Below are 21,876 nucleotides of genomic sequence, written 5' to 3'. Positions count from 1 at the left end.
GCAGAATTTATTCATTTCTAATTACATAGAAATTCTACATATGAGGTGAAGTCATGGACAAGCTTCTGCAAAGCCTGCTGCGGGAGTGGGATTATCTGCTCCAGCTTCAGGATGAGACGCTGAAGGCGCTGCCGGAATATCCCCTGGTCTACTCGGAATACACACGTTTGGCCGACGAGCTGGAGCAGCAGTTGGGCGAGGCGGGAAACAAGGCGCTTTACCGGCGCTATGAGGGCGCACATTCCGCTTACCTCGCGCTGTGCGAGCGCGCCTCCCTGCTCTGCGGCTGCTGCTCACACTGTTATGAGCGTATAAGAGCGGCTCCCCAGGCCGATTTTCTCCGCATGCTCCAGACAGCTCTCCCACTCGGCTTCTGGTGTGGTGTTGATGAAATGGTCGTGGTGGTCTACGAACCCCTCCTCATGCATCCGGTCGTCCAGCAGACTGCCGGGCATGACGGGAAGCTTGAGGCAGGCGTCGGCACAGGCCTGGTCCAGCGCCACCGGGTCGAAAGAGGCAAACATGCCCACATCGGGCAGGATGGGCGTATCGTTTCCGTCGTGGCAGTCGCAGTATGGGGAGATATCGATGACCAGACTGATGTGGAACTGCGGCCGGTCCTGCACCACAGCCTTGGCGTACTCCGCCATTTTACGGTTGAGCTCGGCATTGGCCGCGTCGTCGGGGGTGCGGATGGCGTCAAAATTACACGCGCCGATGCAGCGCCCGCAGCCTACGCATTTCTCCTGGTCGATGCCGGCCTTACCGTCCTCGCCGTAGGAAATGGCGTCCTGACCGCACTCCCTGGAACATCTCCGGCAGCCCACGCAGCGGCTCTGACGTACCAGGGGTTTGCCCGCGTTGTGCTGCTCCATCTTGCCTCTCCGGCTTCCGCAGCCCATGCCGATATTTTTGATGGCCCCGCCGAACCCTGTGGCCTCATGGCCCTTGAAATGGGTCAGGCTGATAAACACATCCGCGTCCATAATGGCCCGCCCGATCTTGGCGGTCTGGATATACTCCGCCCCCTCCACAGGGACCTCCACATCGTCGGTGCCCCGCAAGCCGTCGCCAATGATGACATGACAGCCGGTGGAAAAGGGTGAAAAACCGTTTTCATAAGCGGCCTCCATGTGCTCCAGGGCGTTTTTCCTGCGCCCGGGATACAGGGTGTTGCAGTCGGTGAGGAACGGCACCCCGCCCAGAGACTTCACCACGTCGGCCACCACCTTGGCATAGTTGGGCCTGAGATAGGTGAGATTGCCCGGCTCGCCGAAGTGGAGCTTGATGGCCACCAGCTTCTTTTCCATGTCGATGTCCCCGATGCCCGCTCTGCGGATCAGTTTTTCCAGCTTGCGCAGCAGATTGGTGCCCACCGGGGCCCTGAGATCAGAGAAATATACCTTCGATTGTTCCAATGTTGTGTCCCTCGTTTCTTTTCGTCTCTCAGACGGCGAAATAGGCCGCCTTTCCGCCCTGGAGCTCCTTGCGTATGCGTCCCTGCACCATCAGGTGATCCAGATGGGACATACACTCCCCCACTGCGAACCACTTCTGCGCCACCGGGAAGGTGTCCCAGGAGCTGGCACGGATCTTCCATGTCATTTTTCCCGCCAGGAAATAGGCCGGCTGGCCCGGGTGGTTCTTTACCGCGGAAAAGGCCTCCTCCAGGCGGCGCTTATGGTGCTCGAGGAGTTGGTCGATCCGCAGGTGCATATCTCCGCCCCGGCGATGACCGGGCAGGGCCAATTTCACGTCATATGCCCTGATCTTCTCCAGGCTCCTGAGATAGGACCCAAGGGCGTCCGGCATCCGTGGCCAGGCGGTAATATTGGGCGTGATATCAAAAAGCACGTGGTCTCCCAGGAACATGCAGCCCTCCCGTTCCATCCAGAAGCACATCTGGCCCGGGGTGTGCCCGGGCATCAGCAGGCACTGCAACCGGTAGTCCCCGGCCTCCAGCACATCGCCGTCCTCCAGGCTGGAATAATGTCCCCCGGTGGGTGGAGCCATGGAGCGGGCGGGATTCTTGTCCCTGATCTGCATCATCATGGAGATGGGAAATCCCTCCTCCCGGAACCGGTTGTCCGCCTCTTCCCAGTACTTCTGGCGCTCCGCCATGTTGTCCAGCGTGAGACGGTCCACCGAGCTGACAAAGATCGTTCCCGTCTCCCCCGCCGCCTCCGGAGCCAGTCCCGCGTGGTCCGAATGCAGGTGTGTCAGCAGCACGTCCACATCTCCACGGCGCAGCCCCAGCTCTCTCAGCCCCGCGAAGAGGGCCTCCCGGCAGGCCGGCTGGCGGAACCCCGTGTCGATGAGCAGATTACGGTCCTTCCCCCGAATCAGATAGGCGTTGAGCTCCTTGAGCGGATTTCCCGGCAGGGGAACGGGAATCCGATGGATATTTTGCATGATTTCCTCCGGCATGAGGCACCTCCCAATTAAAGTGTTCTATTTTTAGATATGTATAAACATACCACATCCTTCTCCAAAAGGAAAGGGTGGAATTGCCCGAAAAGCTCCCCTCGCCGCGATAAAAGGTGGCCCGCCGCAGTATGCGGCGGGCCACCCGTATGGATAATGCTGCAGATCAATAATTCTCAGCCTTGATCTCAAAATAGGCGCGGGGATGACCGCAGACGGGGCAGACCTCAGGGGCCTCTACGCCGTACTCCAGGTGTCCGCAGTTGCGGCAGTACCACACCTTGACCTCAGCTCTCTTGAACACCTCGCTGTTGGAGAGGTTCTCGGCCAGCTTCACATAGCGGTCCTCATGGCTCTTCTCGATCTTGGCCACAGCGGCAAACGCATCGGCCAGAGCGTGGAAACCTTCCTCACGGGCGGTCTCGGACATCTCCTTGTACATCTCGGTCCACTCTTCATGCTCACCCTCGGCGGCGGCCAGCAGGTTCTCAGCCGTGGTGGCGATGCCGCCCAGAGCCTTGAACCAGAGCTTGGCGTGCTCCTTCTCATTGCCGGCGGTCTCCTCAAAAATGGCTGCGATCTGCTCGTAGCCCTCCTTGCGGGCTACGCTGGCAAAATAAGTATATTTGTTGCGGGCCTGGGACTCCCCGGCGAACGCTTTCCACAGATTGGCCTCCGTCTTGCTGCCTTTCAGTTCCATATGATATAAATCTCCCTTCATCAAAATATCTATTTTTTATGTACCGGTTCGGCGCACCGCGCCGCAGGACGCCTTATTCCTCGCCCTTCCAGAAGCCGTGGAGATTGCAGTACTCGTAAGCGGTCACAGGCTCGCTGCTTCCCACCTTCAGGACAGGCTCGTCACCGGGCTTGGGCAACTGGAAGGTCACCTTATTGCCGCTGACAGCCGCAATGATCTGGATATAGTGCTCAGGGAGCATGGGGTGAATGGTGGAACCCACCTGCACGGTCACATGCGCGCCGTCACGGGTGATCTGGGGAACATGTTTCTCCACAGCGCCGTCGGTGACGTTGGCCTTCAGCTCCTGCATGGGCTCGCCGCAACAGACCAGAGGCACACCCTTATCCACCAGCTTGAACGCGATATTGCCGCAGTGCGCACAACGATAAAGTTTCAGTTCCATGGCAACATAACCTCCTAAAAAAATTTTTGTGTTTTAACACAATCTAATTTTACCATATTCTGTATTGGAAATCAATGCTTTTCGACACAATGGGCACAGATTCCGGAAAAAACCACCTCATGGCGCTCTACCTCATGCCCGCTGCACCTGGCCGCCTCCTCGTCCAACCCATGGTCGTACTCCAAGCCCTCCAGGTCGTATACGCCTCCGCATTTGCGGCAGCGGAAATGTGGATGGGGCTCCTTAACAGCGTCATATCGCTCCACCGGAAAGGGCATCCGCACAATGATTCCTTCCTCTGAGAGCAGGTTCAGGTTTCGGTAGACCGTACCTAAGCTCAAATTGGGGTTTTCCGGCTTGAGCCAGCTATAGATCATCTCCGCAGTGGGATGCTGATTCGTATGCAACAGGCACTGATAAATCAGTTCTCTCTGTCGAGAATATCGTTTGCCGCTCATGCTCATCTCCTCTTCTCAATAATCAGTAATTGTTCCTTTTACTGCGCTGATTATAACAGTAATTATTCTCGATTGCAAGCCTTTTTTCAAATCTTTTAAAAAATTTTTCCGGGCGTAAGGACACGGCGGACGCACATAATAAGACACGGATGGAATCCTATTTTTTGTATGATGCAGGAGGCAATGATATGAAGCGCAATCAAATCGCTCTGGTCTGTGGTCTGGCCCTGATCGGTGCGCTGGCCGGATGCAGCAAAAATGAGACGCCCAAAGTGACTCCCACGCCCACTACGGCCCCCACCGCCACCGTAGCCCCGGAACCCACCCACGCGCCGACCACGGAACCGGTGAATCCCACCGATACCGTAGCCCCCACCGACCATTACGACGCCAATGCCGACGGGCAGGTGAACGGCGGAACCACCAATCCTGAGACCGGCGTGGGCGATGCAGCCCGGAATGCCGTGGATCAGGCGGGCAATGTGGTCAGCGGCGCGGTACGGGGCACCGGCCGCGTCATCGAGCGCGTGGGCGAGGATATCGCCGACGCCGGCAGACGATAACGCAGTCTTACAGGACGTCTTTCGATTTCTGAAATGAATTTGTCAGGAATCTGACTGCTCCGCTTAAAAACACCTCCTTTCTGTTGGATTATGATAGTTCCAACAGTTAGGAGGCGTTTTTTATGTCAAAATGCAGGCTGGCCGTTCTCTTTGGCGGCTGCTCCCCGGAGTATCGCGTGTCCCTCCAATCGGCCCATGGGGTGCTCACACACCTGGACCCGCAGAAATATGAGCCCGTCCCCCTTGGCATCACCCGGGATGGGCGCTGGTTTCTCTACACCGGCCCCTATGATGCGCTGCCGGACGACACCTGGCACCTGGGCCCCTGCTGTGTCCCCGCCGTCCTCTCACCGGACCGGGAGCTCCATGGGCTGCTGCTTCTGAACGCCGCAGGGCCCTCCACGCTGCGGCTGGATGCCGCGCTTCCCGTCCTTCACGGCCGCAACGGCGAGGACGGTACCGTGCAGGGCCTGCTGGAACTGGCCGGTATCCCGGTGGCAGGCTGCGGCGTACTCTCCTCCGCTCTATGCATGGACAAGGAGCTCGCCCATCAGGTGGCGCGTGCCTCGGGTGTGGAGGTCCCCCGCTCTGTGGTTTTCCGTGCAGGGGAGGACTTTGTCCTACTGCGCCAGAGGACCGCCGCGCTTTCCTGGCCCCTTTTTGTAAAGCCCGCCCGGGCTGGCTCCTCCTTCGGCGTAACCCGTGTTACCGCCCAATCCGAACTTTTCGCCGCCGTTTCATCCGCGCTGGAGCGAGACGACAAAGTGGTCGTTGAGGAGGAAGTCTCAGGATTTGAAGTCGGCTGTGCCGTATTGGGGGACCGGGACCTCACGCTGGGCCGCCCCGATGAGATCGAACTCCAGAAAGGCTTTTTCACCTACGATGAGAAATACCATCTCATCACCGCCAGAATCCACACGCCTGCCAGAATCTCTCCGAGTCAGGAACAGGCCGTGCAGGCGCTCTCGTCCAAACTCTACCGCGCGCTTGACTGCCGCGGCATGGCACGGGTGGATCTCTTCCTTACGCCCGACGGACGATTGATTTTCAATGAGATCAACACCATCCCCGGCTTTACGGCGCACAGCCGCTATCCCGCCATGATGGCTGCGGCAGGGCTCTCCTTCTCCCAGGTGCTGGACCGGCTCATCGAAACGGCGGTGGGCACATGAGCGGTTTTCTCATACTGGTCAACCGGGAGCATCCCCTGTCTGCTCCTCCGCCCGCTTCGGCCCTGGTCCCTGCTCTTCCGGACCGGCCGGACGTGCTTCTCCTTCGCCCTGCGGCCGACGCACTTCGCCGCCTGCTCCAGGCGCTGGACGCCGGGACCCGCATTGTCCCGGTAAGCGGGTGGCGCTCCCGTGCCGAACAGGAATCTCTCTGGGCATCGTCTCTCCGGGAAAACGGCCCGGCTTTTACCCAGACCTATGTGGCCCGCCCGGGGTGCAGTGAACACGAGACTGGACTCGCCATTGATCTGGGCGAAAATGCCCTGAGCTGGATTTTATTCGCCCCTCCTTCCCCGATACCGGCATATGCGGAACGTTTCGGGCCCGGGCGGCGGAGTTTGGCTTTATTCTCCGCTATCCCAAGGGCAAGGAGGCCGTCACTGGAATTGGTTGGGAGCCCTGGCACTTTCGGTATGTGGGCATCCCTTTTGCCCGCGAGATTGCAGACCGCGGCCTCACGCTGGAGGAGTATCTGCTATGAGCCGCTCTCCCCGCTCCGGGGGTCTGGACTGGTTTCGCCTGCCTGCCGCGCTGCTGGTCGTAGCCAACCACACCTCTCCGCTTCTCGCCTTTTCCCCCGAGGCCGATCATGTGCTGACCCAGATCCCGGCACGGGTGGCCGTCCCCTTTTTCCTGTCCGTTTCGGGGTATTTTCTGTTGCCGAAGGCGGAGCGGGAGGGCCGGCGCGCCGTGTGCCCCTTCCTCCGCCGGACGCTGCTTCTCTATCTGTGCGCCACACTTTTCTATCTGCCTCTCCAGCTCTATAAGGGACATCGTCCCGGCCTCCTTGGCGCGCTGCGCGGTTTCGCCCGCCTGACCGGCCTGACCACTCTGCTGATGGACAACGATTTTCTTCACTTTCTCGCCGTAGTCTGCCTCTCTCTGGCCGCCGGAGCACTGTTCTGCCGATTCCTGCGGCCGCGGCCATCCCCTGCTCCCGCCCGCTGCTGGGCCGAGATCGACCTCTCCGCCCTTCGGCATAACTTGGGGGCGCTCCGGGCTCGAATCCCGCCGGAGTGTGCCCTGATGGCCGTGGTCAAGGCGGATGGCTACGGCCATGGCGCCGTCCAAATTGCCCGTTTCTGTGCCGGGGAGGGTGTGGGCGCCTTCGCAGTGGCCACCGTAAATGAGGGGGCTACCCTGCGGCGTGCCGGGATCAAAGGTGATATTCTGGTGCTGGGGCGGACTTTTCCTCCGGAATTCTCCGAAGCGCACCGCCGAAACCTCATCCTTACCGTTGCAGATCCCGTCCACGCCGAAGAGCTTGCCGCCTTTGGAAAATCCCTCCGGCTCCATGTGGCTGTGGATACCGGAATGCATCGTCTGGGATTTCCCTCTTCGGAGGTTGACGCAGTGGCTGCGGTATACCGGGCTCCCCGCCTGCGGGCAGAAGGTCTTTTCACCCACCTTTGTGCCGCGGACAGCGACACACCCTCCGACCGCGCATTTACTCACAGTCAGATCGACGCCTTTTTCGCGCTTGCAGCGAATCTGAAGGCCCGCGGGATCGATCCCGGCGTGCTCCATATCCAGGCCAGCGCCGGCATCTACTCTTGTCCGGCTCTCCCCTGTTCCCTTGTCCGCCCCGGACTGGCACTTTACGGGGTGGGCAGCTCCGGACTTCGTCCCGTACTCACACTGAAATGCAGGGTCGCGGCGATCCATGTCCTGGCCCCGGGCGATACGGCGGGCTATGGCCGGACCTTTACAGCCAGCCGCCCCACCCGTCTGGCCGTGCTCTCCATTGGCTATGCCGACGGCTTTCCCCGCGCATTGGGCGGACGGGGCCACGCGCTGATCGCCGGAAAAAGCGCGCCTATCGTGGGACGTGTCTGCATGGACCAGACTCTGTGTGATGTTACCGCTATCCCCGCCGCAGTGCCTAGATGTGAAGCCGTCCTCATCGGCTCCGGTCTGGACGCCGCAGCCGTGGCCGGCGCTGCGGAGACCATCCCCAATGAGCTTCTCTCACGGCTGGGCGTCAGGGTCCAGCGGGTCCATCGCATGCCCTCATAAAAACAACCCTGTTTTCTTCCCTGCCGGACGATACAGCCCTGCTGCCTAAGCGGGATTTTCGGGAAAGCATCACATGCGGATGGAACTTGCTCCGGCAGCTCCATCCGCATGTTTTTTGATCCATTACTCCCTGATCCGGGTCCGAAGGCCATATTCGCAAGGGGCGCTTCTATTGTCGGACCATGTTTACAAGCTCTAAAAACAGATCCTGACTGGGCAGCCACTTTTTCTCTCTCTCCGGAAATGTTCTGTCAAAGCGGGCCGCCGCCTCTGGATCGGTCCGGAATGCCTCCGATTCTAAAAAGCGGCCTTCCACCTTCTCCAATGCGCCCGGGCGCAGTTCCCGCCCTTGCAGGGCCGCCGCCCATTGCCCCTCTCCGTTTCGTATTCCAAACTGTTCACCGGGCAGAAAACCCAACCGACGATAATAAGAGGGGTCCCCATAGAGGAAAATGGAGCCAAAACCCATCTCGCTCGCCAGCGTGGTCACGCGCTCCACCAAGATGCGCCCCACACCGTACTGCTGATATTCCGGCAGCACACCCAGCGGCCCGAGGCACAGCATCTCCCATGCCGTTTCGCGTGCACTCACAATACGGGCATGGGTACACATGACGTTTCCCACCAGGCGCCCCTCCGCTTCGGCCACCAGGTCCAGCTCCGGAACAAAGTCCCGGTGTTTCCGCAAAATATGGGCCAGATAGTGCTCCTCACAGCCCGGCACATAAACATTCCAAAAAGCCTCCCGTAGCAGACACTCTACCGTTCGAGTGTCCTCCGGCCCCTCTTTCCTCAGTTTAACATCCAAGGCCATACCCTTCTCAGGAAAATACAGGGCCCTCCGGATGTGGAAAGCCCTGTATCGACTGCTATTTCGTCTCTTCGTCCTCCACCGGCTCCCACGGCTCATCAGAGGGCCCTTCCCGGTGGTCCGGGAGGGCGGCATTGATGCCGAAGGCAATTGCCACCCCAACCACGGTCTCGATGATGCGGGCCGCCGCATAATAATACCGTTCCACCCCTGTCATCCCGTTGACCAGAATCACGCAGGGTACGATACAGGCCATGGCACAGGCGGCCGGCCGCTTGAGTAGCAGGCATAGCCAGACGCCTGCCACACAGACCACGCCGAGCATCAGCGCCTTGACCAGCGGATAACGCACCGGTTCTCCCAGCGCCAGCACCAGGACCCCAAGCGTGCCGCCCACAGCTACGCCGATAAAGCGAGAAATGCCCTGCTGCATCGTCTGCCCCAGTGAACTCTGCATACACACCACACAGGCAATGCAGGCATACAGTGGGCCCATCTGCCCCCATACTCCTCCCAGCTCTTCCCGGTACAAAAGACCGAACGGCACGAAGACCAGATAAGAAATCATGACCGACACCGCTGTTTTAACGGTGCGCATACCCACTTTAGGGATAAGAATGCTCATTTTTTCTTAGAACGGCAGATTCAGCCCGCCGGTGAGCTGTCCCATGGAGGCGGCCGCATCAGAGGCCGCCGTCCGCATGGCCTCGTTGACCGCAGCTACAATGAGATCCTGCAACATCTCCACATCCTCGGGGTCCACAGCCTCGGGATCGATAGCAAGGCTCTTGAGCTCATGTTTACCCGACACCGTGGCCGAGACCACGCCTCCGCCCGCCTGCGCGGTGTACTCCTTGTTCTCCAACTCCTCCTGCATCTTCTGCATATCCTGCTGCATCTTCTGGGCCTGCTTAATCATATTCATATTAAAACCGCCGCCCATGCCGCCTATACCGCGGCTGTTGAATCCCTTTGCCATAACCCGCTCACTCCTTGATGGTAATATTGTCGAACCGCCGCCCGAAGGCCAGCAAATCATCCAGCTTATCATGCCCGACCGCCGACTCCGGACGACCTACTTTTACAGACACACGTACCTCACGCCCCAGTCTGCCCTGTGCAAGAGTTCCCACCGCCTCCAGCACAGTGGGACGGCTCACCACACCCTTTACCAACTCGTCGTCCGCCCAAAGAGTGAGCACCCCATCTGCATATTCCCCCCGCACCATCGAGGGATTCCCAAGAAAAGACCATGCGTTGCGGCTCACTTTATTCTTAAGTCCGGCCGCCAGCGCAGGCCAGATATCTCCATCCGGAGCAGGCGGTACGGACGGCACCGTGTCGGCCGTAGGTTTCGGATCGGACGCGGCGGCCATCGGCTCCACACGCGGTATGCCAGCTGCTTCCCACGGCAGCAGATCCTTCTGGGAGCGGTCATCATCGACAAGCGTTTCTCCTTGCATATAGCTTTGCGATATGGAAATTCCCGCTTTCTCCCCCGAAATTATCTGACAAGCGTTTTCACTTTTCTCTTTTAGAAGTGGGACGCCACTGGACAATTGTGCTTCCACACGGTCCAACCGCGCGACCAGCCCGCCTGCGCTGTCATCCAGCCGCTCGTCACACAGGCGGATCAGACACAGTTCTGCATCCGTCCGCCGGTTGCTGCTGCGCGGCAGCTCTGCCAGAGCGGCTTGCAGAACAGTGAGCATCCACACGAGCCGGGGTGCCGTGAACTTCTCTGAGAGTCCCCGCATCGTGGTCTCATCGAACCCGCCGTTCAGAAGCGTGCCGCCGGACCTGGGCGCTGTCTTTCGGATCAGCAGGTCTCTTGTCAGCGAAGCCAGCTCCCCCAGGATCGCAGAAATATCCTTGCCGCCTCCGTAGAGCCGTGCGATGTCCTCCAGCGCCCCTCCGGCATCCCGGTCCGCCACGCGGCCCATCAGGCGGGCGGTCTCCAGATTTCCGGCAAGCCCCAGCGCATCCAGTACCTGCTGCTCTCCGATGGGCCCCGCCGGCCCGGCACACTGGTCCAGCAGGGAGAGCGCGTCCCTCAGGCCGCCGTCCGCCAGTCTGGACAGCAGCGCCGCCCCCTCGGAGGTGAGCGCAATTCCCTCACGTTCCGCCACATATAAGAGGCGCTGGGCTATATCGCCCGGCAAGATTCGCTGAAAAGAGAACTGCTGGCATCTTGATTTGATGGTCGCCGGCACCTTATGGAGCTCTGTGGTGGCCAGAATAAACATCAAATGCGCAGGGGGCTCCTCCAATATCTTCAGCAGCGCATTGAAGGCAGCGGTCGAAAGCATGTGCACCTCGTCTACGATGTACACCCGCTTGCGCACTGCCGCCGGGGTATATACCGCTTCATCCCGCAGGGCGCGTACCTGGTCCACTCCGTTGTTGGAAGCTGCATCCAGCTCCAGCACGTCCAGAATGGAGCCGTTTTCAATGCCGCGGCAGGAATTGCATGCATTACAGGGATTCCCGTCCACCGGATGCTCACAATTGACGGCTCGGGCCAAGATCTTGGCGCATGTCGTTTTGCCCGTCCCCCGCGTTCCGGTAAAGAGGTAAGCATGAGAAAGCCGGCCCGTCGCCACCTGCCGCTTGAGTGTATCGGTGATATGGGTCTGGCCTACCACATCATCAAATGTGCGGGGCCGCCATTTTCGATAGAGCGCCTGGTACAATCCAATCACCTCAAATGAAAAAAGAGGGGCGCGGCGTACCGTACCCCTTCCCTTTTATTCCGGCGCAAAACAAGGCCGCACACCGGCCTTTGAACACTGCGCTATGTCCGTGACCCTGGCAGCCAACTCAAGAACGGCAGCCCCGCGGCACACGGGAGGTTCCGCTTAATGCTGCTCGGTTCCCCGCCTGACATGGTTCACGGGTTCCCGTTGCGCGGGACCGATCTATCATCGCCACTTACCGGGGGCAGACGACACAGCGCAGCTCCGGGGGCCGGGATTCATCCCTGCTGTAGCGGGTTGCAGGTACAGGGCACCGCTATCTCCCCAACTAGTGCGGCCTTATTTCGCACCGGACCGGATAAGGGTCCAGCAAAACCGGTATAGGATATTGTACTACACTCCTTTCAATTTATCAATCCCGGATTTTATTTTTGCGAAAAAAAGGTCTTTACAAAATCGCGGAGTATGCTATAATAAGTAAGCATTCGGCTCCGATCGGGTGTGTCATATAGGATTATAATTTCGATATGGGCCTGTAGCGCAGTTGGGAGCGCGTTCGGTTCGCATCCGAGAGGTCGAGGGTTCGAATCCCTTCAGGTCCACCAAAAAGGAAGGCATCTGCAACAGCAGATGCCTTCCTTTTTGGGTCCCACTTCCGTTGGACATCCCACTCTCTGGTATTAAAAATACGTGGACCAAAGTGAATTCGCTCTGCGTAATTCCCTCTCCGCTCGAATTCACGGCGCAAAGACACCGTCTGCTCTGAGGGACGCTGGGCAAACAAAAGGTCTTTTTGCTCCATTTGTGCGATTTTTGCAGGCTTGACTGAGAGGTGCCGGAATCCACCCGTGTCTTTTTCATGGATCCGAGTACTCATATCGCCTGCTTCAGCGCTTCTTCATTCGCTCAAGCAGGCACGCCTCCACCCTGTCCCCGTATTTGAGCCCCACCAGAAACAGGATCGCCCCGGCAATGCCTATCAACACCATGCCCCACAGAGGAATGGATATCACCGATCCCCCAACACCACAGGCCACCAGAAGTCCCCAGGGACGAAATAAAACCACAATCATTGCAAAGCGTGTGCGCTTGATGTCAGTGAGTCCAGCTAGGATACAAATGATATCATCCGGGAAGAAAGGAAACAAAAACACCAGACATAAAAAAACGTCCCTTTTCCTTTTCATAAGGCCCAAATAACGCTCCGACACCTTTTCGCTCACAAATCGCTCCACAAATTTTTGTCCCAGAGTCCTTGCCAAACAAAATACAACGAGCGACCCCAGAGCCACAGCCGCCCAAGTGAGCAAAAAAGCCGGCCACATGCCAAATAGCAGCGCTCCTGCCGCCGCTGTAATGTTGCTGGGGATCGGCGCTAAAATGACGGAGGCCAGTTGTACGGAAAAGAAAACCGCCTGTGAATAAGGAGAAAACTCTTCTATATATGCCCGGATTCCTTCCAGAGAGGTCGCCGCAGCAAAAAAGCCGGTCTGCCACAGGAAGAGTAAGCCGCCCCCCAGCAGTAATACTGTAAGCGCAAGCGTAATATTCCACCTATGCTTTTTCATATGTACCGAGCTCCTCTTATCTGTCTTTCCTTCTTAGGTTATCACAGGTTTCTTTGCAGCACTATAGGAATTCCTTAAAAATTTATGAAAAAAAGCAGCGGGCGACCTCACGGCCCATCCGCTGCTTTCCGTGCCTTGCGACACGCAGGCTGTTATCTATCTATCATGAGCCCGGTAACAAAAAAGCCACACCTAACGGTGTGGTTGCTTCCTTGTCCGGCCAATCATCGATCGCTGACGGTCTGTTCTCCGCTGTCACCGAAAATCAAATCATCGACGTCCAGAGCCTGCACTCGAATGTTCTGCAACATCATGCTTCACAACACCTCCTTTTTTATTGTAGCTTCATTATAACAGCTCTTTCTTCTAAAATCAAGAGAGCATATGTATATAATATACAAATTATCTGTATCTAAATTGTAAACTATGCCGATTCACTTTAAATAATTTGAAAAATCCATCTTGCAATCCCCTTCCAAGTGTGCTATACTAAGCAAGCTGATTCAAAGTGCAGGTGTAGTTCAATGGCAGAACGTCAGCTTCCCAAGCTGAACACGAGGGTTCGATTCCCTTCACCTGCTCCAAACCCCGAAGCGTTGAGAAATCTACGTTTCGGGGTTTTCGCTTACAGTCGCAATTGATTGCAGGTTTTTTATTTTGTGATGTGTTGATGTTGTATATGACTCATCACTCATCAAAAAGCAAAAAATTGCACACGAAATTACACACGGAATCCAACCCTTGCGCCAGGAAAGGATGATTGATATGGCGCTGTACCATCCTCGCGTTGTCGTGATCTGCGGCCGCTGCTACGGGCCATGCCGCTGGGACCCTCCGACAGGCGAAGAGCCCTATGGACACTGGCACATAGATGAGTCATGCCCCAAATGCGGCGCTGAGGAGTGGGCAGCCCATGATCCCGGCAGGGACCCGCGCACAGGCCGAATGCTGGATAATGCGCCTGTGTTTGGCGCAAAAGCCGCCGATGCGTCTGATTAGATTAAGCCCCCGCCACCCATATTGGATGGCGGGGGCTAATTTCAACCTAAAATCTGTGCCGCGATGAACCCCATCGCCCAGGAGACGGCCAGCCAAATGAGCTTGTCCACAATACCGTCCCAGCGCTTGGCGGGGGCCGTTTAATTGGTCATTCCTTCTCCCGGTCCTCTCCGCCGCCCAGCTTATCCCCGGTTTGGTCCACGCCGGATTTGAGGGCGGAGACGGCCCTTTTGAACCACGCGGGCTGCTTACCGTCCCCCAACTTCCCCGCGTTCTCCAGGATGGAGCCCAGCTCCGTGAGGATGTACCAAGCCACCACAAGGGGGCCGAAGATCACCGTATACTCAAAGGGAAGCGTGATCGACGGAATATTGTTGACGATCATGCCCACTACTGTGTCCAGAATAGCGGCCACCAGTACAGCCACAAGGATGGCCAGCTTATGCCACAGCCCAGTGCGGGCCGTCTTGGAGGACCACTCCCCCGCCTTCATTCCGGCGGCGGAGCCGGTGATGTAGTCCAGCAGCATGCACAGGGCCAGAATGCAGATAAACCAACCGTACCACCCCCACAGAGCGGTCAGCGCGGCGATGACGGCGGCCACGGCGGCCTTGATGCCGTTGATGTTTTCGGTCATGATAAGTACTCCTCTCCTAATTTGCCGCGGCCAGCTTTTGCAGCAGGGCCGCGCCGTATTTGTACGCCTCCAGGTAGTCCATGGTCTCGTCGGCCAGCCCGAAGCGCGCCTGTACCTGGGCCCGGTAATCCGGCTCCTGCGCGCCCAGTGCCTTGTCCACCGCCGCCCGGAGCATATCCATGGTCTTACTGTGGTAAGGCCACCAGTGCATCACATCCGCGTGGTTGGAGGCGATGCCCTTGGTGTAGCCCTCGGAGTGGCACAGGATGTCGGCGGCGGTCAGGCCGCAGGTCTTGCAAAGCTGGACGCACAGGGCCACGGCGCGCCCCCACACGGCTTCAAAATATGCTGCGGTATCCTGGGGGTTGTAAGCCAGATACGAGCCGTCACGGCTTGCCAGCTTGGCGAGGGTGGCCGGTCCGCAGGACCCGTCCGCCGTGAGTCCCAGGTCCTTTTGGCAGGCCCGCAGCGCCGCATCGCAGCCGGGCCCGAAAGAGCCGTCCACCCCCTTGGGGTCGTATCCTCTGGCCTGCAGCTCCATCTGGAGGCGCTGGACAGCCCAGCCGGAGGACCCCCGTTTGAGGGCAATCCACTCGGCGGGGATCAGGCGGCACTCCTGGGGCTCACAAATCTCAAAGCTTAGGTGGGTGTTGTTGGCCGCCCCGCCGCAGTGCCACGCCCGGCAGGTGTCCGGCAGGGTCTGGAGCGTGCGCTGGTCGTCGATGATGTAGTGGACCGCCGCCTCTGCGCCTGACCGGTCCCAGGCGGACCGGATGGTCTGGGCATCCGCCCCCGGGGTGGCGGTGGAGTGTACCATGATCCCCTTGGGGGTAATGGTCCTCCCGGCCTTGTAGCAGTCGCTGTTGGTCATGATGGCCTGGGTGATGTCGTCCATAGGCTTGTCCCCCTTATCGCTGTCGTCGGGCTTGGATGCCCTTTTGCGTTTGTAGACCAAAATCAGATTCTGGCTTGGGTCACGGCCCTGCACCATATCCCCGGTGGCCCTGTTATAATAGTTCACCTTGCGTCCGCCGTCGCCCATGATGAAGTCAGACCATCCGAGGCCCTGCACGTAGTCCCGCAGCTCCTCCGGCTCCATGCCGTCCCCGTCCGGGAAGGCGATAAAGGCGAGCGCCCCGCCGCAGAAGCCCCACCCCGTCCGGCCGCGACGCCCCCGGACATCGGGCTTGCAGTACATGGTCTCCGGCTTGCCCTGGTAGAGTCCGGCGGAATTTGCAATATAGTTCGCCTTGCCGCAGGCCCCGCCGGGCGGGACTATGCCCATGGAGATGTCCGGCCCGGTATCCCAGATCAGAGCCGGGTAGTGGTATGCGTCGGTCGCCAGCACCTTCCCGTCAGCCTTGATGGGGCACGCGGGCTGATAGCTGCCGTAGAGCCAAAAGTTGCCCGTGATCGCAAGGTCCGGCTCCTCCTGGGCCACAATCTGTCGGAGGGGCAGCTTGCCGGAGTTGATGTAGATTCGTATCCTGTCTATGTCCCCCAGTGGGATGGAGGCGATGTACTTACTCATCACCCTCAGCCGCCTCCACCGCCCCGCGCATCAGCTCCACCGCCTCGGCGTACCGCCCTGCCCTGCGGAGCTCCACCAGCGCCTTGTAGTGGTCAAATAACGCCTGAGTGAGGGCCGCTCCCTCATTGGTTAGTCTGGGCAGGTCCTCCGCCAGCGCGGCGTAGTCCACATCCCCCGCGCCCCTGTAGTGGGGCAGCGTGGGGTCCCCGGCGTTCCGGATGTTGGCCAAAAACATATCCTTGGCGTTCTGCGGCTCCACCTGATTGACTTCGGCGATGTCCATGATCTCGTTGATGTACTCGTACAGATGCTTCATAATAATTTTCCTTTCCGGCCAAGTTGGCCTGTCACATATGGATAATCTCTTCCGCCTGATCGGCAGTGATCCACTTCGGGGCCATGAAGCACACCTGCTCCGCCGTCAGACGGCCCAGACGATACTGAATGCGGATAAACTCATACATCGCCCGTCCCTCCCATCATCAGCTCCAGCATGGCCGCCTCCAACGCGGAGAGCCGTTCCGCCTCTGTGGGCGAGATGGGGGGCTGGGCCTGTCCCATGGCCTCCAGCTCCGCGAGTTCTTCTGCTGTCATGAGGATTTTGACATTATCTATTACTTTGTACATATCGCTACCTCACCCAAATCTTTACTTGTCCGCTATATATCTGGTAGTCCTGTACGGCGCTTTGGGCAAACTGGATCGTTTGGGCTTTACCATCTCCCATATTTGCGCCAGTGGGCGATGCCGTATTATTTAGCGAGGACGCAGACATCGCGTCATAGTCATAGGTGGATATCCGTGTGATCCAATGGGCTCCGGCAAATATGGCATGTATGATTTGATGCTTGATGCCATCCGTGTTGCGGACGGCCACGTTATTTGTGAGGCTTGCCCCATTGACTTTAAGCTGCCACCCCATCGTTTGATTTGACTGTAGCCCCCAGGTCCTGACTGATATCTCTGTTATGTCGGGTACATTCCATTCCCAATATGCCGTACCCACGTCAGATTCCGAAAATGTATGTTCCCATAGCAGTGTCCACTCTCTGCCCCCACCCGGCGCGCTCACTTTGCCCCACGCTCCGTCCACCACGCCCGCATACATGCCGTTGTCCTCTGCGGTCACGGTGGGGAGGCCGACGCCATCCGCACCTGCGGGACCCTGCGGGCCGGTGTCTCCGGTGTCACCTTTTGGCCCCTGCGGGCCTTGGATGCCCTGTTCCCCCTGGTCTCCTTTTGGGCCTTGCAATCCCTGGGCACCGGTATCGCCCTTCGGCCCCTGCGGGCCTTGCTCCCCGGTGTCTCCCTTGGGCCCCGCTGGTCCCTGTTCTCCTTCCGCGCCGGGCGGCCCTTGAGGTCCCTCTGGGCCTTGCGCACCTTCCGCGCCCACTACATGCCCCGCGTTGATGGTGGTGCCGTCTGACAGGGTGATGATAAGGTCGCCGTCCCCATTTACCTGAGCATCTGTAACGGACTTTCCACCGCCGCCTGCTTGGTATATCTCATTGATTGCCGCAACCAAAGAGGACTTGTCCGTGGTTTTAAGGGCCGATGTGTCTCCGATCATGCTCAATAGCTGCTCATACTCTGTGGGGCTCGGGGGCTGAGATGGGTTTGCGGGCAATGCACCCTCAAAGACCCTGAGACCGTTCGCTGTGTAAATCGTCGGATATCGCTTGTCCCCATTTACTCCATATATGCCTATATGGATATACTTGCCCGCCCGAAGGATTTCCCATGGGACTGTGCATGTATTATCTGTCAATGCAATCTCAGCGCTGCGGCCCATATCGTCTGTAAACACCGCTGTTTTTGCATATCCATCCCAGGCTGCGTCAAACTCAAATGCTGCCGTATAGATTTCTACCGACCCGGATACCAGTCGTTCAGACTCTACTAACTCCAGCGTTTGGCCTGTTGCTCTTAGTCTCATGTGGATAGCCCTCTCTCAATTGCTGCGGTGATCTCCTCTAGTGCTTCCACGCGAGACGCAAGGTCAGGAGGGCATGACTTGGGCAGCGCTGCACGGTCCGCCTCGATCTCCTCATCGGTACGTGCTGCTGCATGACCGTCCTCCAGCTTATACCGGGTGATGCCATCGTCAGTGTATAAGCCCCCGTCAAAGTAGTGGATTTGGCACAGGTTGTAGCGGTCGCCGCTGCCCTCGTCGATGTACGTCCAGGCGTCAATGTCCTGGATGTTGCTCATGGTATACCCGCCCTCGCAGCGGATGATCTTGTCCCCGTCAAGGAGGACGTACACTTTGGATTTTGTTCCTTCCATGTTGTTGCCTCCTTATAGGTCTGCGGAAAAGTCAATGTATGTAGACGTGTCATTGTCTGCTTGCAGCATTACCGGCGTATTAGATGTTAACGAGCTTGTAGCAGATACAGAAATCCTATTAAACCCATTAGTGGATGCCCCGCCGTAAGAAATTGAAGTAACTGAAATTGCTTTTCTTGGTATGCTTAATATAAAATTGCCGCTTGCCGAAACAGTCGGCTCGACTCGCATTTCTGGCACATTAACGAAAATAAATGCACCATTTTCGGAGTCGATATAACCGTTGCCATAATATGAATAGGGACCAGTGCCTTTTTTTCTGTAGAAATACCTCTGACACTTCGCCAGCTCTTCCGCCTTATTAGGCGGCGGGTCAATCAGCGTCCACGTACCGTCTACGGCTTTGCGCGCCAAGGTCTGTTGAGTGCCGAGCTCGAGTTTAACCGCCTGCACTACGAAATTTGCGGTATTAGGGGTGGCACACTGGATGGAAAAATAGGAATGTGAGATCTTATTAAATGTCACTGTAAATGTAGACAGCCCCGTCGTGACAGCACTTCCAGGGATTGATCCAAGCCTAGTAGCTACAGCGCCACCACCCGTATTCTCGGCTACAAGGATAGACGCTGTAACGGTTTTCCCGTCCAGAGCGTTTAACAACTCTTCTGGGATATTCTGCTGGATCATGTTCGAAAATGAGGTGTCATTACTCCCTGTAATGCGCAGCCCAGACATCTCAACGGAAATCGTGTTCCCGGTCAAACTACGCCAGCGGTCAACCCCATATACCGCGCCCGTGTAACTCGTCTGTCCCCTCTGATTGATCGGGTCCGCAAAATACCAGTTATCCAGCAGATTACGCCCGGTGAGTTGGGACGTTTTTGTGATGGTGTCGTCAATATCTTGGGCGGAGTGATCAAGCTGTACCACGTCGCCCAAAATCCCGTTGATCAGTTTTTTTATAATATTTGCCACGCTATCACCTCAATAGTACAAAAAAGCAATTCCCAGGCCGCCTGTCCCACCATGGCTTCCCGCACCGCCGATACCGTTCTCGCCATCCCATTTATTGGTTGTCACATTGTTATTCGATGCACCGCCTGCTGCACCGCCACCGCCGCCGCCGTTGCCACCCGTTCCGCCTCTGCCACGGTGCTGAGTAGTGGCCGGAGCATCCGCGTCCGCACCCGCGCCGCCGTCGCCGCCGGTGCCGTATCCATCTCCGCCATTATAAGTTGCGGAGCCCGAATCGCCGTCTTTCCCGTTGTGGCCTGCTGCTGCACCGCCGCCATAGCCACCAATGCCTACGACGGTCATTCTGCTGCTTTCGTATCTCGCGGTTTCTCCCTGTGCGCCGGGTGTGTATGTAACGCCATTATATACGACGTTTTCTCCCTCGCCGTCCTCTCCACTGCCGTTGCCGCCGTCCACACCGTCATCACCGGGCAAGCCGTATACGACCCCGCTGAACATTTCGACAAATCCAGCCTCAGATGCACGGCCATTCGCGGTGGAGTATTCCCCAAAAGTGGTGTCTCCTCCAAACGAGCCTTCTTCCGATCCGTCCTCCGAATAAAAGCCGTAGACTCCGCCTCGCCCAATTTTTACCGCAAAGGTTTGTCCCGGAGTTACCGGGATCGTGGCAATGTAAATGCGGCCTCCGGAACCGCCCTTACCAGCCTTACCACCCGCACCAGGCTTACCGCCGTTTCCGTCGCTTTGGCTGTCATTGGTGCCGTCTGCGCCTTTTTCGCCGGATGCGCCGCCTTGACCGCCTGAGATGAGGACAAGGCGCACCCTGCCTTTTGCTTCTGCCGGGATTGTGACCGTCCCATCTTCGGTGATGATAAGGAGATGCTCATAATAATTGCCAATTCCGGTGGGTGTGTACCCCTCCACAAATTCGGTTTGCGCTCTGAGCAAATTGGATATATTGATATCCATGGATTTTATAATGCCCGTCATGGGGTCTCCAAACGGGTCATCCATGCTTATTGGGTCGCCTGGGCGCTCTGTACCGACCACGAGATCATTGGAGACAGTGCGTGCTTTGCTGTAGTAAGCAAGTACGCGCTCGGCCACATTTTCGGAATTTGCCAGATTTACAAGCGTCGCGTCCGTAACAGTAGCGGTGTTGTCCTTGCTGGCCCCAGCCTCGCCGCGTAAAATTTCCCGTACAATGTGCGTATACTTTTGACCAGTGAGGAGGCAATCTGAGCTCTGTGCCAGTACGGCGTAGTTTACGCCGCTCTCTAAAATCTCCCCATTGTCGATTTGGAGATCGTGTATCGGGTTATCAAACGGCACAAGCACACCAGACACCTTGGCTCCATTCGGCGTAATAATATCTTCCGCCGCCGCTTCACCCGAGAACAACGTAACCGTTTCGTCTGATGCAAATGCTATATATGTGTGTTCCGCGACCGAAACCGCCGTGGAGGGGGCATTGTAATCAATGCTTCCGCCCGAAAACAAGCGGCTCTCTCCGATTTCTGTTGGGTTGCCGTCTGTTAATGCCGTAATCCGTATAATTCCGTTCGCGTCCTTTTTCAGGGCGAGCCCCGTCACAAACAAAAGCTGGTGGAGGTTTTCTCTCCGCGTACCGATGGGCAGCCAATTATAGACCGGGATGCTTTGATATGCCTCGTCTATGCTGTACTCTACCGTGCCGGAAATAATATCCGCAACTACATCAGACAAGGCTTGTCCCGTATACATGCCGCCGTAATGCTGGGTATTGTCCAGCAGCCCAACCCCCGAAATGCAGGAGAGCTTATAGTGGATCAGCCCCACCCGCATCACAGAGGAGAGGAAAAACTTCCCGATCAGCACATCGTCATGGTAGTAATACACCGGCTCGCCATAGACATACTGTGTCAGATCATCCAGTCTGGGCCGGGCCACAAGAAAGTGCCCGTTTGAATCACACAGGAGATACCCGTCCGAGTCCGTCAGCGGGAAAAACTGCGTGTCGAAGCTTTTGACCGTCACATCCAAGGTATCAATTGTGAGCTCGTCCCCGGCAATGGAATTGCCGATAAAACAATGTCCCTCCTTGATATCCTTGGCTGTGAAGGTCCGGTCCCCATATATAATTTTATAGCTCATGGCGTCACCTGCGGGTTAATTGGGACAAAATTGACTTCTATTTCGTCCCAATAGTTTACGCCATCCTGCACCGTTCGTATTTTTCTTTTGCCGGATGTATAATATGCTTCGTATATAATGGTGCTTTGCCCGTCGGCGGCTTCGAGTGTTACAAAGTCATCCACAGAGTGCTGCACCAAGTAATCCCACAGGGCGTCAAATTCCCCTATGTTACCAGCGCTGAAAAAGGTAATTTTATGCCCAATATATGTACCTATGACATCCCTGACCATGCTTCCATTCTTCACTCGCCCGGCATTTTCTCCATCTAGCACGTTAAAGTTTTCTTCATAGTCCGAAATCGCTACTTTGGCGTCGAAGGGCTGACCATTAATTTTTACATAGTTCGCACTCATAGTTGCCCCC

23 protein-coding genes, 2 tRNA genes, 1 other RNA gene and 1 pseudogene are annotated in these 21,876 nt (G+C 57.4%); 7 read left to right on the top strand and 20 right to left on the bottom strand.

From position 1 onward, the window contains the following. Positions 1-293: 293 nt before the first annotated feature. From SRB521_RS07765 to SRB521_RS07745, 5 genes are all read right to left on the bottom strand, one after another. A complete protein-coding gene (locus tag SRB521_RS07765) occupies positions 294-1,418 on the bottom strand; it encodes a DUF362 domain-containing protein (protein ID WP_033119023.1) in 1,125 nt (374 codons plus the stop codon). Positions 1,419-1,446: 28 nt separating this feature from the next. Continuing rightward, positions 1,447-2,427, bottom strand: a complete 981-nt coding sequence (locus SRB521_RS07760; RefSeq protein WP_075703931.1) for an MBL fold metallo-hydrolase — start codon at positions 2,425-2,427, stop codon at positions 1,447-1,449. Between the two features lie 163 nt (positions 2,428-2,590). Beyond that, a complete protein-coding gene (gene rbr / locus SRB521_RS07755) occupies positions 2,591-3,124 on the bottom strand; it encodes a rubrerythrin (RefSeq protein ID WP_033119021.1) in 534 nt (177 codons plus the stop codon). Positions 3,125-3,197: 73 nt separating this feature from the next. Then, the gene (locus tag SRB521_RS07750) at positions 3,198-3,569 is read right to left on the bottom strand and encodes a desulfoferrodoxin family protein (protein ID WP_033119020.1); all 372 of its coding nucleotides are present in this window, start codon (positions 3,567-3,569) and stop codon (positions 3,198-3,200) included. A 71-nt stretch (positions 3,570-3,640) separates the two neighbouring features. Continuing rightward, positions 3,641-4,027: a Fur family transcriptional regulator gene (locus tag SRB521_RS07745; RefSeq protein WP_116721645.1), complete on the bottom strand. Its 387-nt coding sequence runs from the start codon at positions 4,025-4,027 to the stop codon at positions 3,641-3,643. 188 nt (positions 4,028-4,215) lie between these two features. On the opposite strand from SRB521_RS07745, the gene SRB521_RS16125 reads away from it, so the two are divergent. The 5 genes and pseudogenes from SRB521_RS16125 (at position 4,216) to alr (ending at position 7,835) form a co-directional block, all read left to right on the top strand. Continuing rightward, positions 4,216-4,590, top strand: coding sequence for a hypothetical protein (locus SRB521_RS16125; RefSeq protein ID WP_165366605.1), 375 nt, complete (start codon positions 4,216-4,218; stop codon positions 4,588-4,590). A 122-nt stretch (positions 4,591-4,712) separates the two neighbouring features. Next, positions 4,713-5,762 carry a D-alanine--D-serine ligase VanG gene (gene vanG / locus SRB521_RS07730; RefSeq protein WP_116721642.1) on the top strand — a complete coding sequence of 350 codons (1,050 nt, stop codon included), beginning with the start codon at positions 4,713-4,715 and terminating at the stop codon, positions 5,760-5,762. After that, a pseudogene (locus tag SRB521_RS16690) lies at positions 5,759-6,022 on the top strand (M15 family metallopeptidase domain-containing protein); the annotation flags it as partial. The gene vanG and the pseudogene SRB521_RS16690, both read left to right, overlap by 4 nt. A gap of 65 nt (positions 6,023-6,087) precedes the next feature. Further along, the gene (locus SRB521_RS16685; protein ID WP_279340999.1) at positions 6,088-6,300 is read left to right on the top strand and encodes a D-alanyl-D-alanine carboxypeptidase family protein; all 213 of its coding nucleotides are present in this window, start codon (positions 6,088-6,090) and stop codon (positions 6,298-6,300) included. Then, the gene (gene alr / locus SRB521_RS07720) at positions 6,297-7,835 is read left to right on the top strand and encodes an alanine racemase (protein ID WP_116721641.1); all 1,539 of its coding nucleotides are present in this window, start codon (positions 6,297-6,299) and stop codon (positions 7,833-7,835) included. The genes SRB521_RS16685 and alr overlap by 4 nt, the downstream gene beginning before the upstream one ends. 169 nt (positions 7,836-8,004) lie before the next feature. On the opposite strand, the gene SRB521_RS07715 is transcribed toward alr, so the two are convergent. The 5 genes from SRB521_RS07715 to ffs all read right to left on the bottom strand — a co-directional run bounded on the left by SRB521_RS07715 (position 8,005) and on the right by ffs (position 11,679). Next, positions 8,005-8,643: a GNAT family N-acetyltransferase gene (locus SRB521_RS07715; RefSeq protein WP_165366604.1), complete on the bottom strand. Its 639-nt coding sequence runs from the start codon at positions 8,641-8,643 to the stop codon at positions 8,005-8,007. Between the two features lie 61 nt (positions 8,644-8,704). Continuing rightward, a complete protein-coding gene (locus SRB521_RS07710; protein ID WP_075703935.1) occupies positions 8,705-9,271 on the bottom strand; it encodes an FUSC family protein in 567 nt (188 codons plus the stop codon). Positions 9,272-9,277: 6 nt separating this feature from the next. Then, positions 9,278-9,625 carry a YbaB/EbfC family nucleoid-associated protein gene (locus SRB521_RS07705; protein ID WP_075703936.1) on the bottom strand — a complete coding sequence of 116 codons (348 nt, stop codon included), beginning with the start codon at positions 9,623-9,625 and terminating at the stop codon, positions 9,278-9,280. 7 nt (positions 9,626-9,632) lie between these two features. After that, positions 9,633-11,348, bottom strand: a complete 1,716-nt coding sequence (gene dnaX / locus SRB521_RS07700) for a DNA polymerase III subunit gamma/tau (RefSeq protein WP_320765410.1) — start codon at positions 11,346-11,348, stop codon at positions 9,633-9,635. A 66-nt stretch (positions 11,349-11,414) separates the two neighbouring features. Then, positions 11,415-11,679, bottom strand: an RNA gene (gene ffs / locus SRB521_RS07695) — signal recognition particle sRNA large type. A gap of 192 nt (positions 11,680-11,871) precedes the next feature. Here ffs and SRB521_RS07690 point away from each other — a divergent pair. Then, positions 11,872-11,947 (top strand) — tRNA-Ala (locus SRB521_RS07690). A 282-nt stretch (positions 11,948-12,229) separates the two neighbouring features. Here the strand turns inward: SRB521_RS07690 and SRB521_RS07685 are convergent. Next, positions 12,230-12,910: a TVP38/TMEM64 family protein gene (locus tag SRB521_RS07685; protein ID WP_075703938.1), complete on the bottom strand. Its 681-nt coding sequence runs from the start codon at positions 12,908-12,910 to the stop codon at positions 12,230-12,232. A 510-nt stretch (positions 12,911-13,420) separates the two neighbouring features. Here SRB521_RS07685 and SRB521_RS07680 point away from each other — a divergent pair. Further along, a tRNA-Gly gene (locus SRB521_RS07680) sits at positions 13,421-13,494 on the top strand. A gap of 563 nt (positions 13,495-14,057) precedes the next feature. On the opposite strand, the gene SRB521_RS07675 is transcribed toward SRB521_RS07680, so the two are convergent. The 9 genes from SRB521_RS07675 to SRB521_RS07640 form a co-directional block, all read right to left on the bottom strand. Next, positions 14,058-14,546 (bottom strand): phage holin family protein, encoded by a 489-nt coding sequence (locus SRB521_RS07675; protein WP_129868808.1) that lies wholly within the window; start codon positions 14,544-14,546, stop codon positions 14,058-14,060. A gap of 16 nt (positions 14,547-14,562) precedes the next feature. Continuing rightward, on the bottom strand, positions 14,563-16,077 hold the full coding sequence (locus SRB521_RS16885; protein WP_420810024.1) for a peptidoglycan recognition protein family protein: 1,515 nt from the start codon (positions 16,075-16,077) through the stop codon (positions 14,563-14,565). Beyond that, complete coding sequence (locus SRB521_RS07665; RefSeq protein WP_116722669.1) at positions 16,070-16,393, bottom strand: Rho GTPase-activating protein; 324 nt, start codon at positions 16,391-16,393, stop codon at positions 16,070-16,072. Before SRB521_RS07665 ends, SRB521_RS16885 begins: the two co-directional genes overlap by 8 nt. 140 nt (positions 16,394-16,533) lie before the next feature. Further along, complete coding sequence (locus SRB521_RS16120; RefSeq protein ID WP_207216010.1) at positions 16,534-16,671, bottom strand: hypothetical protein; 138 nt, start codon at positions 16,669-16,671, stop codon at positions 16,534-16,536. A gap of 37 nt (positions 16,672-16,708) precedes the next feature. Then, positions 16,709-18,013: a collagen-like domain-containing protein gene (locus SRB521_RS07660; protein ID WP_129868831.1), complete on the bottom strand. Its 1,305-nt coding sequence runs from the start codon at positions 18,011-18,013 to the stop codon at positions 16,709-16,711. Further along, a complete protein-coding gene (locus SRB521_RS07655; protein WP_116722504.1) occupies positions 18,010-18,363 on the bottom strand; it encodes a hypothetical protein in 354 nt (117 codons plus the stop codon). Before SRB521_RS07655 ends, SRB521_RS07660 begins: the two co-directional genes overlap by 4 nt. Before the next feature lie 12 nt (positions 18,364-18,375). Further along, positions 18,376-19,338 (bottom strand): hypothetical protein, encoded by a 963-nt coding sequence (locus SRB521_RS07650; RefSeq protein WP_116722503.1) that lies wholly within the window; start codon positions 19,336-19,338, stop codon positions 18,376-18,378. Positions 19,339-19,347: 9 nt separating this feature from the next. Then, positions 19,348-21,471, bottom strand: a complete 2,124-nt coding sequence (locus SRB521_RS07645; RefSeq protein ID WP_116722502.1) for a hypothetical protein — start codon at positions 21,469-21,471, stop codon at positions 19,348-19,350. Then, entirely contained in the window at positions 21,468-21,866 is a 399-nt protein-coding gene (locus SRB521_RS07640) for a hypothetical protein (protein ID WP_075705023.1), read from the bottom strand. Before SRB521_RS07640 ends, SRB521_RS07645 begins: the two co-directional genes overlap by 4 nt. Positions 21,867-21,876 lie beyond the last annotated feature (10 nt).

Origin of the sequence: Intestinimonas butyriciproducens (genome assembly GCF_004154955.1) — a bacterium.
Classification (GTDB): Bacteria; Bacillota; Clostridia; order Oscillospirales; family Oscillospiraceae; genus Intestinimonas; species Intestinimonas butyriciproducens.
Note: the sequence above shows the minus strand (reverse complement) of the source record. Positions and strands in the feature narration are given on the sequence as shown.

Coding starts and splice junctions, on each gene's coding strand:
- SRB521_RS07640 (WP_075705023.1), bottom strand. CDS start 21,866: ATGAGTGCGAACTATGTAAAAATTAATGGTCAGCCCTTCGACGCCAAA.
- SRB521_RS07655 (WP_116722504.1), bottom strand. CDS start 18,363: ATGGAAGGAACAAAATCCAAAGTGTACGTCCTCCTTGACGGGGACAAG.
- SRB521_RS07705 (WP_075703936.1), bottom strand. CDS start 9,625: ATGGCAAAGGGATTCAACAGCCGCGGTATAGGCGGCATGGGCGGCGGT.
- SRB521_RS07685 (WP_075703938.1), bottom strand. CDS start 12,910: ATGAAAAAGCATAGGTGGAATATTACGCTTGCGCTTACAGTATTACTG.
- SRB521_RS07675 (WP_129868808.1), bottom strand. CDS start 14,546: ATGACCGAAAACATCAACGGCATCAAGGCCGCCGTGGCCGCCGTCATC.
- SRB521_RS16125 (WP_165366605.1), top strand. CDS start 4,216: ATGAAGCGCAATCAAATCGCTCTGGTCTGTGGTCTGGCCCTGATCGGT.
- SRB521_RS07750 (WP_033119020.1), bottom strand. CDS start 3,569: ATGGAACTGAAACTTTATCGTTGTGCGCACTGCGGCAATATCGCGTTC.
- alr (WP_116721641.1), top strand. CDS start 6,297: ATGAGCCGCTCTCCCCGCTCCGGGGGTCTGGACTGGTTTCGCCTGCCT.
- SRB521_RS07645 (WP_116722502.1), bottom strand. CDS start 21,471: ATGAGCTATAAAATTATATATGGGGACCGGACCTTCACAGCCAAGGAT.
- SRB521_RS07710 (WP_075703935.1), bottom strand. CDS start 9,271: ATGAGCATTCTTATCCCTAAAGTGGGTATGCGCACCGTTAAAACAGCG.
- SRB521_RS07745 (WP_116721645.1), bottom strand. CDS start 4,027: ATGAGCGGCAAACGATATTCTCGACAGAGAGAACTGATTTATCAGTGC.
- SRB521_RS16885 (WP_420810024.1), bottom strand. CDS start 16,077: ATGAGTAAGTACATCGCCTCCATCCCACTGGGGGACATAGACAGGATA.
- rbr (WP_033119021.1), bottom strand. CDS start 3,124: ATGGAACTGAAAGGCAGCAAGACGGAGGCCAATCTGTGGAAAGCGTTC.
- SRB521_RS16120 (WP_207216010.1), bottom strand. CDS start 16,671: ATGACAGCAGAAGAACTCGCGGAGCTGGAGGCCATGGGACAGGCCCAG.
- SRB521_RS07665 (WP_116722669.1), bottom strand. CDS start 16,393: ATGAAGCATCTGTACGAGTACATCAACGAGATCATGGACATCGCCGAA.
- SRB521_RS07760 (WP_075703931.1), bottom strand. CDS start 2,427: ATGCCGGAGGAAATCATGCAAAATATCCATCGGATTCCCGTTCCCCTG.
- SRB521_RS07660 (WP_129868831.1), bottom strand. CDS start 18,013: ATGAGACTAAGAGCAACAGGCCAAACGCTGGAGTTAGTAGAGTCTGAA.
- vanG (WP_116721642.1), top strand. CDS start 4,713: ATGTCAAAATGCAGGCTGGCCGTTCTCTTTGGCGGCTGCTCCCCGGAG.